The following is a 14,512-nucleotide window of genomic DNA, read 5'->3' on the forward strand; positions in this document are numbered from 1 at the left end:
GAACGAAAAGACCGCCTCGGCGGGCGGTCTGTGATCAGGGTTGCGAACACACCGCCTCAGCGGGTGGGCCACCACGTGGTGTTCGCGAACATGCGGTCACATTATCACGGTGCCTCGCCCGTGCCTGTCCGTCAGGCGCAGCCCGGACTCGCTGTCCGTCACGCCCCGAGACGGGACAGATCCTCGTCGAGGTGGCGATGGCCGACCACTTCGTAGCCGACCACGATGACCAGCGGCGCGAGCCCTGTGATCACGATCGTCGTACCGAGGGACGCACCGGCCAACGATGCGGCCACCGCCGCCGCCAGAATCGCGGACGAGCCCGCCAGCAGCCACAGGTGGAAAGCGTCGAAGCGACCGACGAGCGTGGCGTACAGCACCCCGAGGATCACGATGAACACGAAGGCGGGCGCGGCGATCGTCAGGAGCGCGTATGTGGCATCCACGTGGGCTTCGCCCTCGATCACGTACGCCGCGACGTGCAGACCGGCCCCGATCGCCGCGACGGCGGCGAACAGCACGATGTGCAGGTAGCCCCACACGAACGACACCGACGGGCGCCGACTCAGGATGCGCGCGGCGGGGACCGTGAAGTACGACCACCAGACGGTGAAGGCGAGCAGCATGCCGCCGAAGGCGACCAGCCCGGCCTCGACGCTCCAGACGGTGTTCTCGACGGCCGCGGAGATCGCCAGGACGGTTCCGAGGATCACTTCGCCGAGGGTGATGATCACCAGCAGCCCGTAGCGCTCGGCGATGTGGTGGGGATGCCACGGGGTGGCGCCGCCGCGCCGCTCGGCGACGAGAGGCACGATCATCTCGAGCAGCCCCAGCGCGACCATCAGCGTCACGCCGATCCCCAGCGGCGGATCGATCACGATCGCCACGACCCAGCCCACTTGGACGATGCCGAGACCCGTCGCATACGTGAGCGCCGTGCGACGGTGCTGCGGGTTGTGCGCGGCGACGCGGATCCACACCGCGATCAGCGCGACCCGCATGATGACGTAGCCGGCGATCATGAGGGCGTTGTCGACGTGTTGACCCTCGTCGAGTGAATGGAAGAACGGGGGCAGTCCGAGGGCGAGGACGGCGACGCCGATCATCTGGACGAATGTCGCGATCCGCACGAACACGTCGTCGGCGTCGAACGCCGACCACAGCCACGTCGCGTTGATCCACGCCCACGTGACGGCGAACACCGCGATGAAGAAGCCCCCGGCGGCCGGAACGGTGTGACCCAGCTCGAACAGGTGCGCTGCCTGAGAGCCGGCCTGACTGAAGGCGACGACGAAGGTGAGGTCGAACAGCAGCTCCAGCGGCGTCGCGGTGCGGTGCGGTTCCCGCGGGTCGCGGCCGGTGAGGCGGGCGAACCCGCGTGTCAGGGAGCCGTGGTTCTCGGCGGCGGGGGTCGTCGTCATGCAGGAAAGGTACACCGCTCACAGCCTCCTTATCGGTCGGCGGCGTAGGCTGTGGATGTGCCAGCTGTGAACCTCGGGATGCCGCGCGTGCCGGACGTCCTCGCCCCCCGTCGCAAGAGTCGCCAGATCAAGGTCGGCAAGGTTCTCGTCGGCGGTGATGCCCCCGTCAGCGTGCAGTCGATGACGACCACGCCGACGACCGACATCAACGCGACGCTGCAGCAGATCGCGGAGCTCACGGCATCCGGGTGCGAGATCGTGCGGGTCGCCGTGCCGTCGCAGGACGACGCCGACGTGCTCCACATCATCGCGAAGAAGAGTCAGATCCCCGTGATCGCCGACATCCACTTCCAGCCGAAGTACGTCTTCCAGGCGATCGATGCGGGCTGTGCCGCGGTGCGCGTGAACCCGGGCAACATCCGCAAGTTCGACGACCAGGTGGGGGCCATCGCGAAGGCCGCGAAGGATGCCGGTGTGTCCCTCCGCATCGGCGTGAATGCCGGTTCGCTCGACCGGCGGCTGCTCGAGAAGTACGGCAAAGCGACGCCGGAGGCGCTCATGGAGAGCGCCGTCTGGGAGGCGTCGCTGTTCGAGGAGCACGACTTCCACGACTTCAAGATCTCGGTCAAGCACAACGATCCCGTCGTCATGGTGAAGGCCTACCGTCTGCTGGCCGAGCGGGGCGATTGGCCCCTGCACCTCGGCGTGACCGAGGCCGGTCCCGCCTTCCAGGGCACCATCAAGTCGGCGACGGCTTTCGGCATCCTGTTGTCCGAGGGCATCGGCGACACGATCCGGGTGTCCCTGTCGGCGCCCCCGGCGGAAGAAGTGAAGGTCGGCCACCAGATCCTGCAGTCGCTGAACCTGCGCGAACGCAAGCTCGAGATCGTCTCGTGCCCGTCGTGCGGGCGCGCGCAGGTCGACGTCTACACGCTGGCCAACGACGTCACCGAGGGGCTCAAGGACATGACGGTCCCGCTTCGCGTCGCCGTCATGGGCTGCGTCGTCAACGGTCCGGGAGAGGCGCGCGAGGCCGACCTGGGTGTGGCGAGCGGCAACGGCAAGGGCCAGATCTTCGTCAAGGGCGAAGTCATCAAGACCGTTCCCGAGGCCGACATCGTCGCGACCCTCATCGAAGAGGCCAACCGCATCGCCGACGAGATGGGCCCCGACGCCCCGCTCGGCACGGCGCAGGTCGTCACCACCTGATCAGACGCGCATCGCCTCGACCGGTTCGGGCACGGCGCCCGACGGGATGCCATCCAGCGCCTGCGCGAGATCGTCGATGAGATCGTCGACGTGCTCCAGCCCGATCGAGAAGCGCAGGATGCTGGCATCCGGCTTGGCCTCGGACGCTACCGGGCGGTGCGTCAGCGCAGCAGGATGCTGGACCAGTGAGTCCACGCCGCCCAGGGAGACCGCGTGCGAGAACACGCGCAGGACCGATGCGACGCGCGCGGCCGCGTCGTACCCGCCGCGCAGCCGCACGGCGAGCATCGCGCCACCGCCGCGCATCTGCGACCCGATCAGCGGGCTCCCCGACAGCCCCGGATAGAACACGTCGGCGACGGCCGGATGGGTCTGCAGCCACGAGGCGATCGTCGCGGCGGTCTGCTGCTGCGCGCGGACACGCAGCGGCAGGGTGGGCATGCCTCGGTGCAGGAGGTAGGCGGCGAGCGGATGGAGGATCGCCCCCGTGATTGCGCGGACGGGGCGCAGCGCCTCCGCCGTCTTCTCGTCGCAGGCGATGACCCCGCCGATGACATCGCCGTGCCCACCCAGGTACTTGGTCGCGCTGTGGAGCGACATCGCCGCTCCGTGTGCGAGCGGGTTCTGGAGCACGGGCGTGGCGAACGTGTTGTCCACGAGGACGGGCACGCTGCCCGCCTGCGTGACGACGTCGGCGATGTCGACGAGGTCCAGGGTGGGGTTGGCCGGGGTCTCCACGACGACCAGGCCGGTATCGGGGCGGAGCGAGGACGAGATCTCGGAGGCTTCGCAGTAGCTCACCTCGGTGCCGAGGAGTCCGCTTGCGAGCAGGTGGTCCGTGCCGCCGTAGAGCGGACGGACGGCCAGCACGTGGGGCCGTGCTCGCGAGGTCGTGTGTGCCAGCAGCGCGGCGGTCATCGCGGCCATCCCCGAGGAGAACGCCACGGCCGCTTCTGCTCCCTCGAGGCGCGCGAGCGCCTCTTCGAACCGCGCGACGGTCGGGTTCCACAGGCGCGCGTAGACGTTGCTGCCGCCCGGGAGCGGCGTGCCGCCGGTGGCCAGCGCTTCGTACGAGTCACCGCCGAGTTCGACGTCGGGCAGCGGGTAGGTCGTTGACAGATCGATCGGGGGAGCGTGGACCCCGATCTCGGTGAGGTCGTCTCGACCGGCGTGGACGGCGATGGTGTCGGTGTGGGGAGCGCGGGTCATGCGACGAAGTGTTGTCGATATCACCGAGGATTGCGATAGAGGCTGTTGAGGATCGGCATCCTGGCACCGCGGATTACGATGTCGACAAGAATCCGTGATGAGGAGGGTCCTCCCTTGGCCGAACCGCAACCGCGCGCATCCGCGCTCGATGCCCTCGATCTGCGCCTGCTTGCGGCCGTCGTCGCCCATCCGGCACGATCCAACCGCGCGCTGGCCGACGACCTCGGCATCCCGGAGTCCACCGCGGCGTACCGACTGCGCATGCTGCGCTCACGCGGCGTGCTGGGCGGTCTGCGCGTCGAGGTCGACGCTCCGAGTCTCGGACTGCCGCTGCAGGCCGTCATCCGGGTGCGACTCGGACGTCACACGCGAGAAGGCGTGGAGAGCCTCTTCGATGCGCTCGTGCGCACGCCCGGAGCGATCGAGGTGTTCCACGTGGCCGGCGAGGACGACTTCCTCGTCCATGTCGCCGTCGAGGATGCCGCGGCCCTCCGCGACGTCGTGCTCCAGCACATCACGGTGCATCCCATCGTGCGGACGACGGAGACCAATCTCGTCTTCGAACGTCGGGACGGCGTGGGTCCGCTCGCCCGTGTCTCGTCGGAAGGTCAGCTCCAGAGCGAGTGATACGCGTTGATCGCCGGCTGTCCGCCGAGGTGGGCGTAGAGCACGGTCGAGTCCTTCGGGATGTCGCCTGAGCCCACGAGATCGATGAGACCCGCGAGCGACTTCCCCTCGTAGACGGGGTCGGTGATCATCGCCTCCAGCTGGGCTCCGAGGGCCATGGCATCCATCGTCGACTCGACCGGCAGGCCGTAGAGCTCGCCTGCCCAGCCCTCGAGCACCTGGATCTCATCGTCGCGTAGGTCGCGGCCGAGCTCGATCAGTTCTGCCGTGTTCCGCGCGATGCGGGCGACCTGGGCGCGGGTCTTCTCCAGCGTCGCCGACGCGTCGATGCCGATCACGCGACGCTTCACCCCGGTCAGGTCTTCGAGTGCCGCGAAACCCGCGATCATGCCGGCGTGGGTGGAGCCGGTCACCGTGCAGACGACGATCGTGTCGAAGAAGACGCTGAGCGACTTCTCCTGCTCCGCCACTTCAAACGCCCAGTTGGCGAATCCGAGCCCGCCCAGTCGGTGCTCCGAGGCGCCCGCGGGGATCGGGTAGGGGGTGCCACCAGAAGCCTCCACCTCCGCGAGGGCGTCTTTCCACGAGTCGCGGATGCCGATGTCGAACCCCGCGTCGTCGAGCCGCGAGTCGGCTCCCATCATGCGCGACAGCAGGATGTTGCCGACCTTGTCGTTGGTGGGGTCGTCCCACGGCACCCACTTCTCCTGGACGAGGCGTGCCTTCAAGCCCAGGTGGGCCGCGACGGCGGCGACCTGGCGGGTGTGGTTGGACTGATAGCCGCCGATGGAGACGAGCGTGTCGGCGCCGGAGGCGAGGACGTCCGGCACGATGTACTCCAGCTTCCGCACCTTGTTCCCACCGTAGGCCAGTCCGCTGGAGACGTCCTCGCGCTTGGCCCACACCTGCGCCCCGCCCAGGTGCTGCGTCAGCCGCTTCAGATGCTGCAGAGGGCTCGGGCCGAAGGTGAGCGGGTAGCGGGGGAACTCGGCGAGCTTCATGGGGTGATCCATTCGTCGGTGGGGCGTGGGGTGGTCTCGAGGGTGAGGGTCTGCCAGGTCTGTTCGGCGAGGCGCGCTGCGCCGTCGGCGTCGCCCGCTTCGCACAGTTCGATCAGTCGGTCGTGGCGTGCGATCGACTCGGCGCCCTCGACCGAGGCGAAACGGAGCCGTTCCGCACGTCGCAGCACCGGCTCGTACTGTGCGAGCACCGCGCGGGCGGCCGCGTTGCCCCCGGCGTCGACGGCGATCGAGTGGAAGCGTTCGTCGGCCTCCAGCGCCGCCTCGACGTCGCCGCGGCGTTGCGCGTCGGCGAACGCGGCGTTGGCCGAGCGCATCGCGGCGAGGTCTTCGGTGGTGAGGCGCGTGACGGCATCCCGCACGACGAGCGCGTGCATCGCCGCGACGACCGCCTGCGCGTCGCGGACGCTCGACGAATCGAGCGGAGCGACCACGGTCGACCGCCCCGGCGTGGCGCGCACGAGCCCGGCGCGAGCCAGCTCGAGGAGCGCCTCCCGCACGGGCGTGCGGCTCACGCCCAGCCAGGCAGCGATCTCGGAGTCGCGCAGCTGCTCGTCGGGCGCGAGCGTGCCGTCGACGATCGCCTCGCGCAGATGGCTGAGCACGTCGTCGCGCAACAGCGGACGCGGCGGCAGCTGGTGTGAGGGGATCGGCACGATATGCAATATATCGCATCGAGACGAGCGGTCACCGGGTCGGCAGCCGCACTCAGTGCAGGGCGCCGCCCGGGAGATCGCCCGTCTCCGCGTCGCCCGCGGGGTTCGCCGCGGCGTCGAGCGTCGTGCGGACGGCGATGCGCAACGCCTCGACGATGTCGGCGAGAGGCAGTTCGGGGGAGTCGGGACGATCAGGCTCCGCAGCAGGCGCCTGCCCCGTCGCCCACGGAACGTGGAGGAATCCTGCGACCGCGCCGTCGGGGACGGCATCCAACGCGGTGAAGAAGACGTGGTTGCACACGAAGGTGCCCGCCGAGTGCGAGACCTCCGCCGGGATGCCGGCCTCTCGGATGCGCGCCGCGATCGCCTTGACCGGCACGGTCGCGAACGCGGCGGGCGGGGCGCCCGCGATGCTCGGTTCGTCGATCGGCTGGGCGCCCGCGTTGTCGGGGATGCGGGCGTCGACGAGGTTCACCGCGATCCGTTCCACGCCGATGGCCGCGCGGCCCCCGGCAAGCCCGGTCGCAAGGACCACGTCGGGACGATGGATGCCGATGAGCTCGCGGAGCCGGCGGGCGGCGCCAGCGAAGGTCACCGGCAGCACCTCGACGATGAGCTCCTCCGGTCCGCTCCACGTCGTCGCCACCTCCCGGACCGCGTCGCCGCTGGGATTGGCGCGGTCGCCGCCGAAGGGCTCGAACCCGGTGAGCAGCAGAGTTGTCACCTCGACCGCCCGTCTGCAGCACGGTCCACCGGCGCGAAGACCACCGTGCCCGCGGAGACGTCGGCCTGAACGAGGCGGAGCCGGACGGTGCTGCCGGGCGTGGCATCCAGCCCGCGCACCTTCGCCTCGACGGGCGGACTCTGCAGCTGTACGCGCGCAGCGTCGGCGCGCACGCTGAGCACGACCGCCTCGAACTCCTCGCCCTCGTGCCCGTGGAGCACGGCGGCTTCTACGCGATCGAGTGCTCCCGCCGTGAGCTGCGACACTCGCTGCCCGCTCGCGCTCATGAGCGACGGCAGCTCGGGGAGGCTCTCACGAGCCCAGTCCGGTACCTCGCGCTCCTGCACGAGTGCTTCGCACACCACGAGGACCCAGCGGTCGACGAGCCGGCGCAGAGGCGCCGTCGCGTGCGCGTAGGGGGCCCCGATCGCCGCCTGCGTCGTCTCTTCGGGGAGTTCGCCGTCGAACGCCGCGTAGCCCGCGCCGCGGAAGAGCCCCGCGGCGTACTCCTTCACCGCTCGCGCGGCCGGGGAGCGGTCCAGCCCGCGCAGATAATCGCCGTAGGGCGTGTCGGTTGGCCAGGGGATGCCGAGCGCCACCGTCTGTCGGCGGAAGTCGGCGACGTCGTCGGCGTCGGCGGGCGGCATGGTGCGAAGGATGCCGATCCGTCCGCGCACCATGATCTCGGCGGCGGCCATGCCCGTCAGCAGCGAGACGTGCGCGTTGTGGTCCTCGAGCGGGACGCCCTCGCTCCGCTCGAGGCGATAGCCGTCGCCCTCGGCGACGATGCGCGTCTCAGGGAGGTTCAGGCTCGCGCCGCCGCGCTCGCGCTCGCGCTCGGCGCGCTGCTGGCCGAACCACGGCATCAGCGCGAGCGACTCGGGAGCCGAGCCGTCGTCGATGGCACGCTGACCCTCCTCGTAGGTCCATTGCCGTCGCGAACGCACCACGGCGCGCGTAAGAGTGGTCTCGACGGGGCGGGCCCCGCTGTCGAGCACGAACCGCCACACGAACGCGCGTCGGTCGCGGTCGGGGAGGAGCGACGCGGCATCCTCGCTCAGGATCTCCGGGTGCAGCGGCACACGTCCATCGGGTGCGTACATCGTCTGTCCGCGGCGGCGGGCCTCAGCATCGACCTCACCGCCGGGAGCGACGAACGCCGCCACGTCGGCGATCGCATAGTGGAGGACCGCGCCACCGTTATCGGTGCGAGCGAGATGCAGCGCCTGGTCGAGATCGGTGGAGCCGGCGGGATCGATCGTGAGGAACGGGATCTCGCGAAGGTCGGCCACGTCTCCGCTCGGTGTCGTCGGCACCCGTCGGGCGACCTCCTCCGCCTCGGCGAGCACGGCGGCGGGAAAGGAGTCCGGCACGTCGAGACTCCGACGCAGCTCGGCGAGGGAGGCGGCGAGCTCGGCGCGCACCTCGGTGGGGACGAGGCGGGAACGACGGGGCGGCACGGCCCCAGTGTAGGCGGGGCCAGGCCCTAGGCTCGGGTCATGGACAGAGCCGCTGCCTACCGTCATCGCTTTGCCACCGCGTGCGTCGCGCTGCTGCTGGGATTCGGCGTCATCGGCTGTGCGGCCGCTGTGTCGCCAGAGGCGGAATCGACGGTGCCGCCCGTCACGCCCACGACATCCGCGTCGCCGACAGCCGATGCCGCGGTGACGACCCCGGTGGCCCCGTTCGGTGGCGATTGCGACGCTCTCTTCCAGGAAGACGGCGTACTCGCCGCGATCGGCCCCGCCGAGCAGCGCACCCCCAGCGAGCGGTGGTGGGTGGGTCTTCAGACGGCCGGCGGCCTTTCGTGCGGCTTCTCCGCGGATGCCGTCGGCGGGTCGGTCGTCATCCTGCCTGCCGCCCTGACGGGCTCGCTGTCGGTCGATGAGACGGAGCCGAGCTGCCGTCGTGCGTACGACGAGGTCTGGTGTTCGGACACGCGCACCGGCGGCGACTTCTGGGTGCTCGCCCTCGGGGTGTACGGGGACGATCCGTCCGCCCCGTCGATGGAGGGCGCACCGGTTCCGGAGGTGCTCACCGAGCTCGCGGATGCCGTCGCCGTCGCCGTCAGCGATGAAACAGCCACACCGGTGACGCCGTCCGCGACCACGGTCGCCTTGCCGCTGGACTGCGCCGACCTCGCCGACGAGATCGATGTCCCGTCGCTTCTCCGCGACGGCGAGATCTTCCCCACTCGCATCGAGGAGGGCGGCGGTCCGCTCGATCGCATCCTGGCCGAAGCGGTTGCCGTGTCGGGTCGCTGTGACTGGGCAGAACTCGAGGACTTCCGCGAAGTGGGCCTGGTCGTCTACCCGGATGCGGCGTGGGCGTGGTCGGAGCCGGAGCTCGCCGAGAGTCTCGAGGCGCCGGAGGCGCTCACTGTCTCCGGACTCGACGCACAGGTCTCGGGCAATGAGTACCGGACCGTGGTGCTCGTCTCGGACGGGACCAACCTCGTCGAGGTGATCGGTCACGGGATCGACACCGACGACCTCGTCGCGGCGACGGAGCGTGTGCTCGCTGCCGTCTCGGCGCCGTAGACGCTCCCGCGCGCAGATCGCGCAGATCAGCGGGCGCGGGTGCGCCCCCGTAAGCTTGACCCTCGTGGTCACACGTCTGTCGAACTTCTTCCTCCGTACGCTCCGTGAAGATCCCGCGGATGCCGAGGTCACGAGCCATCGGCTGCTCGTGCGCGCGGGCTACATCCGTCGCGCCGCGCCCGGCGTCTTCACGTGGTTGCCGCTCGGACTCCGGGTGAAGGCCAAGATCGAGGCCGTCATCCGGGAGGAGATGGCCAACGCCGGTGCCTTCGAGGTCCACTTCCCGGCGCTGCTGCCGCGCGACCCGTACGAGGCGTCGGGTCGCTGGACGTCGTACGGCGACGGCATCTTCCGACTGCAGGACCGTCGCGGTGCCGACTACCTGCTCGCGCCCACGCACGAGGAGATGTTCACGCTGCTCGTGAAAGACCTGTACTCCTCGTACAAGGACCTGCCGCTGACGATCTACCAGATCCAGGACAAGTACCGCGACGAGGCGCGTCCCCGTGCCGGACTCCTGCGCGGCCGCGAGTTCACCATGAAGGACGCGTACTCGTTCGACTACACCGACGAAGGGCAGGACGTCTCGTACCAGTCGCAGCGCGACGCGTACGAGCGCATCTTCCAGAAGCTCGGACTCGAGTACGTCATCGTGGCCGCCGACAACGGGCTCATGGGCGGTGCGCGCTCGGAGGAGTTCCTGCACCCGACGCCCGTCGGGGAGGACACGTTCGTGCGGTCGGCGGGCGGCTATGCCGCCAACGTCGAGGCGTTCACCACGGTGGTTCCCGACCCGATCCCCTTCGACGGGCTCGCCGAGCCGGTGATCTTCGATTCGCCCGACACTCCGACGATCGACACGCTCGTCGCGCACGCCAACGCGACGCTGGCCGGCGAGTACTCGGCCGCCGACACGCTCAAGAACGTCGTCCTCGCTCTCACGCATCTCGACGGCACGCGCGAGCTGGTCGTCGTGGGGCTCCCCGGCGACCGTGACATCGACGACAAGCGCGCCGAGGTCGCCTTCGCCCCCGCGGCGGTCGAGCCGGCCACCCCCGACGACTTCGAACGCCACCCGCTCCTGGTCAAGGGCTACATCGGCCCGTGGTCGCCGCAGGGCGCGATCCTCGGCGAGGAGTCGGCCACCGGCATCCGCTACCTGCTCGACCCGCGCGTGGTCGACGGCTCGTCGTGGATCACCGGCGCGAACATCGACCAGAAGCACGTGCACTCGCTGGTCGCGGGGCGCGACTTCGCCGCCGACGGCACCGTGGAGGTCGCGACCGTCCGGGCCGGCGATCCCGCTCCCGACGGTTCGGGTCCCGTCGAGCTCGCGCGCGGCATGGAGATCGGCCACGTCTTCCAGCTCGGCCGCTTCTTCGCCGAGACGCTCGGGCTCCAGGTGCTCGACGAGAACGGCAAGCGGGTAACCGTGACGATGGGCTCTTACGGCATCGGCGTCACGCGCATCCTCGCGATCATCGCCGAGCTCAACAACGACGAGAAGGGCCTCGTGTGGCCCGAATCGGTGGCTCCGTTCGACGTGCAGGTGGTGGCGACGGGGAAGGATGCCGTCGCGTTCGACCTCGCCGAGAAGCTCGCCGCCGACGTCGAGAGCGCCGGCAAGTCCGTGCTCTACGACGATCGGCCGAAGGTGTCGCCGGGGGTGAAGTTCGCCGACGCCGAGCTCGTCGGCGTACCGCGCATCGTGATCGTCGGTCGGGGAGCGGCCGACGGCCAGGTCGAACTGTGGAACCGGCGAACGGGTGACCGTGAGGTCGTGCCCGTCGCCGAGGCGGTCCGCCGTCTGAGCGCCTGACCCGCACCCGCGCCCTGGCGTCAGGCGGCCTCCGCTGTCCGGATCAGGACTCGCGGTCGGCCGACCCGGCGATCCACGGCGGGCCGAGCGGCACGATGCGCCGGCCCATCGTCCGCCAGTAGAACTTCTCGATCAGCAGGTACGTCGCCAGCGCAGACGCGAGGAGGAGGACGATCGCGCCCGCCGTGCCCAGCGCGTCGATCCCGGCGAACGCGCCGACGGACTCCAGCGCCAACCCGACCGCGACGCACAGGAGGGTGACCGGCAGGACGGTGTTGTGGGTCGCTGCGGCGACGGCGAAACCCACGGCGAGAATCGCGAACATCAGCGAGAAGACCCCGCGCGGGGTGCCGGTGACCTCGAAGAAGCCGAGTTCGCCGCCGAGGAGGAACCCGGGCATGCAGATCCAGTACCAGCCGAACGCGTTGTACACGATGAAGTGGAAGTCATCGCCGACGAAGTAGGACAGCATCCCCGCGATGACCTGGACGACGCCGCCGAAGACCGCGCCCACCCAGAAGACCGAGCTCTCGGTCTGCACGCCCAGGTGCTCGAGCTGCGCCGTGAGCGTCGCGATGACGAAGCCGAGGAGTCCGATGAGTCCGGGGTCGGCGCGACGCAGCGCGGATGTCGCCAAGCTCGGCGGGGGAGTATCGGTCACGCCTTCACGCTAGCGGCACGGGGCTCGGCGCCGGAAGTCGACGGCGAGGCGCGCACGTCGCGGAGCCGGCGAGGCCGCGTGCTCAGCGTGAGATGCGGCCGTGGCGCATCGTCCCGTCCGGCGTCTCCCGGGTGACGAGGGCCTTCAACATCCCGGCGGCCATGACGACCTTGCCGTGGGCGGGCTCCCAGAACTCCGTCTCCCGCGGTGTCACACGCAGAAGCGCGATGCCGGGAGTGTCGAGCCCGTCTTCGAACCACACGTCGAGCGACGGCGTGTAGAGCTCCTCCATGCGCGCGCGGTCGTGGACGATGCGGGCGGTGCCGGCGACCGAGACGAAGCGCATGCCCTTGGCGTCGAGATATGAGAGCCCCACGTCGTGGTCGGCCTCGACCTCGTCGACCTTCTTCGTGTCGTCTGAGGTGAAGAACCAGATGTCGCCCGCGGCATCCATCTCGCGCGTGCTCATGGGACGGCTCACGAGGTGCCCATGATCGTCCCGTGTGGTCAGCATCGTGAAGTCGATGTCCTCCACGAGCTCCTTCGCGCGCGCCACCGCATCGGGGCCGGTCAGCTCGTTGTCAGTGTCACTCATGGGGGGAGAGTCGCACGATCCCCGTGGGCGGCCGAGGGGGTTGACAGCGCGGATGCGCTCGTCCCGGCACCGGAACCACGGCACCTCGGGACCCTGCTCACCGGATGTTGGTCGTCGCGTAGCCGGCCGTGACAGGCTGGGCCCATGACGGACAGCACCATTCCGCCCGAGGTCACCGACGACATCCGCTCGCTGCTGGCCGACGCGGGCATCACCGAAGACGTCGAGCTCGTCTCCCGCATCCTGGCGACGGGTGTCGGCCTCGGGCTCGACGCCACCAGCCGACTCGACCTCAAGATCACCTCCGCGGCACTGTCCGAGATGCGTCTCGCCTTCCGTCTCTTCGCTCCCTACCGCGACGTCCCCAAGGTGACGGTCTTCGGATCCGCGCGCACACGCCCGGACGATCCGCTCTACCTGCGCACGGTGGAGCTGGCGCGGGAACTCGCCAGCCGCGGCTGGATGGTGGTGACCGGCGCCGGACCGGGGATCATGCAGGCCGCCGCCGAGGGCGCGGGCCCCGACAACTCCCTGGGGGTGTCGATCCGGCTGCCGTTCGAGGAGAAGCCCAACGCGATCGTCGCCGCGAGCGCGCGCAACGTCGCGATGAAGTACTTCTTCACCCGCAAGCTCATGCTCGTGAAGGAATCGAGCGGGTTCGTCTGCATGCCCGGCGGTTTCGGCACGCTCGACGAGATGTTCGAACTGCTGACCTTGCAGCAGACGGGCAAGGCCGAGCCGACGCCGATCGTGCTGCTCGACGCCACGGGAGGAGACTTCTGGCAGGGCCTGCAGCGGTTCGCCGACGACCACCTGATTCCGTCGGGCGTGATCTCACCCGACGATCTCGACCGCGTGCTGATCACCGACTCCGCCGGCGCCGCCGCCGAGGAGATCACCGGCTTCTGGCGCAACTACGACTCGCTGCGGTGGATGGGGGATCGCCTCGTGCTGCGGCTTCGGGCGCGCCCGAGCGACGCCGAGATCGACGATCTCAACGAGAGGTTCTCGCATCTGCTCACGCACGGTCGCATCGAGCGCACGGGGCCGCGGCGCCGCGAGGTCGAGGAGGACGACCGAGTCGATCTCCCGCGGCTGATCATGCACTTCGACCAGTTCCGCGTCGGCGAGCTTTTCCACCTCATCCGGGCCGTCAACGCGTGGGAGAGCGCGCCGCCGGCGTCGCCTCCCGATCAGAGGCGGGCGTAGCGGGCCCGGAGGAAGCAGAAGAGGCCGTAGGCGATCAGGCCGCCGCCGATCGACGCGACGAGGAACGGGCCGCCCGTCATCTCGCGGAGTGCGCGCACCGCCCCATCGAGGCCCCCCGCCGCCTCCGGCTCGATGCGGATGGCCGCGACGATGAGCAGGATGCCGATCGCCACCAGGGCCGCGCCCTTCGCGAGGAACCCGACGACGCCGAGGATCGTGACCGCCTTCCCCGCCGCACCGGGCGGGATCTCGACTTTCGTGCGGAACGAGCGCCGCACCCCCATCACGACGAAGGCGACCCCGCCGATGCCGAGCCCCAGTCCGACGAGGCCGAGCAGGAACGGTCCACCCGCGATCGCCAGCACTCCACGGCTCGCGTCCTGCGCGGTCTCGTCCGCGTTGGGGCGGGCGCCCAGGGCGACGCTGACGGCGATGACACCGAGGGCGATGAAGACGAGGGCCTGTCCGCCCTCCCCGATCCGCACCCCCCACTTCTTGATGTCGGAACCCCGCGTGATGACGACGGCGTTGGCGAGGTGCCAGACGCCGAGCGCCGCGAGCAGGAGCGCGAGAGCCCACAGAGCGAGGAACCCCGCCGGCGCCGCTCCCACCGCCTTGAACGCCCCCGCCTGATCGCCGTCGGCCCCGGCGCCGGCGGCCACAGCGATCACGATGCCCCCGACGAGGAGGTGCACGACGCCGTTGGCGGCGTAACCGCCGCGGGCGAGCAGGCGCAGTGCGGGGGAGGAGCGGGCTTCACGGGCCGCCTGTTTGGCAGCGCCTTCGGCGCCGGATGGCGAAGTCATGCGTTCACGGTAGCCCG

The 14,512-nt window shown here is 70.1% G+C and carries 14 protein-coding genes; 5 read left to right on the plus strand and 9 right to left on the minus strand.

What is annotated here, in order from left to right; genetic code table 11:
• Positions 1-158: 158 nt before the first annotated feature.
• Positions 159-1,421: a low temperature requirement protein A gene (locus P0Y48_01695; GenBank protein ID WEK13952.1), complete on the minus strand. Its 1,263-nt coding sequence runs from the start codon at positions 1,419-1,421 to the stop codon at positions 159-161.
• Between the two features lie 78 nt (positions 1,422-1,499).
• On the opposite strand from P0Y48_01695, the gene ispG reads away from it, so the two are divergent.
• Positions 1,500-2,630 carry a flavodoxin-dependent (E)-4-hydroxy-3-methylbut-2-enyl-diphosphate synthase gene (gene ispG / locus P0Y48_01700; protein ID WEK14981.1) on the plus strand — a complete coding sequence of 377 codons (1,131 nt, stop codon included), beginning with the start codon at positions 1,500-1,502 and terminating at the stop codon, positions 2,628-2,630.
• Here the strand turns inward: ispG and P0Y48_01705 are convergent, their stop codons facing one another.
• Entirely contained in the window at positions 2,631-3,839 is a 1,209-nt protein-coding gene (locus tag P0Y48_01705) for an aminotransferase class I/II-fold pyridoxal phosphate-dependent enzyme (GenBank protein ID WEK13953.1), read from the minus strand.
• Between the two features lie 114 nt (positions 3,840-3,953).
• Between P0Y48_01705 and P0Y48_01710 the strand changes: the two genes are divergently transcribed.
• Positions 3,954-4,466, plus strand: a complete 513-nt coding sequence (locus tag P0Y48_01710) for an Lrp/AsnC family transcriptional regulator (GenBank protein ID WEK13954.1) — start codon at positions 3,954-3,956, stop codon at positions 4,464-4,466.
• Here P0Y48_01710 and P0Y48_01715 read toward each other — a convergent pair.
• The 4 genes from P0Y48_01715 to P0Y48_01730 are packed head-to-tail and all read right to left on the minus strand — an operon-like array spanning position 4,448 to position 8,325.
• Entirely contained in the window at positions 4,448-5,467 is a 1,020-nt protein-coding gene (locus P0Y48_01715; protein ID WEK13955.1) for a 1-aminocyclopropane-1-carboxylate deaminase, read from the minus strand. The genes P0Y48_01710 and P0Y48_01715 overlap by 19 nt on opposite strands.
• Positions 5,464-6,141 carry a GntR family transcriptional regulator gene (locus P0Y48_01720; GenBank protein ID WEK13956.1) on the minus strand — a complete coding sequence of 226 codons (678 nt, stop codon included), beginning with the start codon at positions 6,139-6,141 and terminating at the stop codon, positions 5,464-5,466. The genes P0Y48_01715 and P0Y48_01720 overlap by 4 nt, the downstream gene beginning before the upstream one ends.
• A 52-nt stretch (positions 6,142-6,193) precedes the next feature.
• Complete coding sequence (pcp, locus tag P0Y48_01725) at positions 6,194-6,865, minus strand: pyroglutamyl-peptidase I (GenBank protein WEK13957.1); 672 nt, start codon at positions 6,863-6,865, stop codon at positions 6,194-6,196.
• Positions 6,862-8,325, minus strand: coding sequence for an RNB domain-containing ribonuclease (locus P0Y48_01730; protein ID WEK13958.1), 1,464 nt, complete (start codon positions 8,323-8,325; stop codon positions 6,862-6,864). Before P0Y48_01730 ends, pcp begins: the two co-directional genes overlap by 4 nt.
• A 39-nt stretch (positions 8,326-8,364) precedes the next feature.
• Between P0Y48_01730 and P0Y48_01735 the strand changes: the two genes are divergently transcribed.
• Both P0Y48_01735 and P0Y48_01740 read left to right on the plus strand, forming a co-directional pair.
• A complete protein-coding gene (locus tag P0Y48_01735; GenBank protein WEK13959.1) occupies positions 8,365-9,405 on the plus strand; it encodes a hypothetical protein in 1,041 nt (346 codons plus the stop codon).
• 64 nt (positions 9,406-9,469) lie between these two features.
• Positions 9,470-11,224 (plus strand): proline--tRNA ligase, encoded by a 1,755-nt coding sequence (locus P0Y48_01740; protein ID WEK13960.1) that lies wholly within the window; start codon positions 9,470-9,472, stop codon positions 11,222-11,224.
• Between the two features lie 43 nt (positions 11,225-11,267).
• Here P0Y48_01740 and P0Y48_01745 read toward each other — a convergent pair whose 3' ends face one another.
• Both P0Y48_01745 and P0Y48_01750 read right to left on the minus strand, forming a co-directional pair.
• Entirely contained in the window at positions 11,268-11,885 is a 618-nt protein-coding gene (locus tag P0Y48_01745; GenBank protein ID WEK13961.1) for an acetate uptake transporter, read from the minus strand.
• 82 nt (positions 11,886-11,967) lie between these two features.
• The gene (locus P0Y48_01750) at positions 11,968-12,480 is read right to left on the minus strand and encodes a pyridoxamine 5'-phosphate oxidase family protein (protein ID WEK13962.1); all 513 of its coding nucleotides are present in this window, start codon (positions 12,478-12,480) and stop codon (positions 11,968-11,970) included.
• A 144-nt stretch (positions 12,481-12,624) separates the two neighbouring features.
• Between P0Y48_01750 and P0Y48_01755 the strand changes: the two genes are divergently transcribed.
• Positions 12,625-13,689 (plus strand): TIGR00730 family Rossman fold protein, encoded by a 1,065-nt coding sequence (locus tag P0Y48_01755; GenBank protein WEK13963.1) that lies wholly within the window; start codon positions 12,625-12,627, stop codon positions 13,687-13,689.
• Here P0Y48_01755 and P0Y48_01760 read toward each other — a convergent pair.
• Positions 13,674-14,495 carry a DUF1206 domain-containing protein gene (locus P0Y48_01760; GenBank protein ID WEK13964.1) on the minus strand — a complete coding sequence of 274 codons (822 nt, stop codon included), beginning with the start codon at positions 14,493-14,495 and terminating at the stop codon, positions 13,674-13,676. The two genes, P0Y48_01755 and P0Y48_01760, sit on opposite strands and share 16 nt — an antisense overlap.
• Between the last annotated feature and the right edge of the window lie 17 nt (positions 14,496-14,512).

The sequence above is a fragment of the Candidatus Microbacterium phytovorans genome, assembly GCA_029202445.1.
GTDB lineage: Bacteria > Actinomycetota > Actinomycetes > Actinomycetales > Microbacteriaceae > Microbacterium > Microbacterium phytovorans.

What these genes read in the sequence shown, in the direction of transcription:
- P0Y48_01695 (WEK13952.1), bottom strand. Translation starts at nt 1,421, where the DNA reads ATGACGACGACCCCCGCCGCCGAGAACCACGGCTCCCTGACACGCGGG.
- ispG (WEK14981.1), top strand. Translation starts at nt 1,500, where the DNA reads ATGCCGCGCGTGCCGGACGTCCTCGCCCCCCGTCGCAAGAGTCGCCAG.
- P0Y48_01705 (WEK13953.1), bottom strand. Translation starts at nt 3,839, where the DNA reads ATGACCCGCGCTCCCCACACCGACACCATCGCCGTCCACGCCGGTCGA.
- P0Y48_01715 (WEK13955.1), bottom strand. Translation starts at nt 5,467, where the DNA reads ATGAAGCTCGCCGAGTTCCCCCGCTACCCGCTCACCTTCGGCCCGAGC.
- P0Y48_01735 (WEK13959.1), top strand. Translation starts at nt 8,365, where the DNA reads ATGGACAGAGCCGCTGCCTACCGTCATCGCTTTGCCACCGCGTGCGTC.
- P0Y48_01750 (WEK13962.1), bottom strand. Translation starts at nt 12,480, where the DNA reads ATGAGTGACACTGACAACGAGCTGACCGGCCCCGATGCGGTGGCGCGC.
- P0Y48_01755 (WEK13963.1), top strand. Translation starts at nt 12,625, where the DNA reads ATGACGGACAGCACCATTCCGCCCGAGGTCACCGACGACATCCGCTCG.
- P0Y48_01760 (WEK13964.1), bottom strand. Translation starts at nt 14,495, where the DNA reads ATGACTTCGCCATCCGGCGCCGAAGGCGCTGCCAAACAGGCGGCCCGT.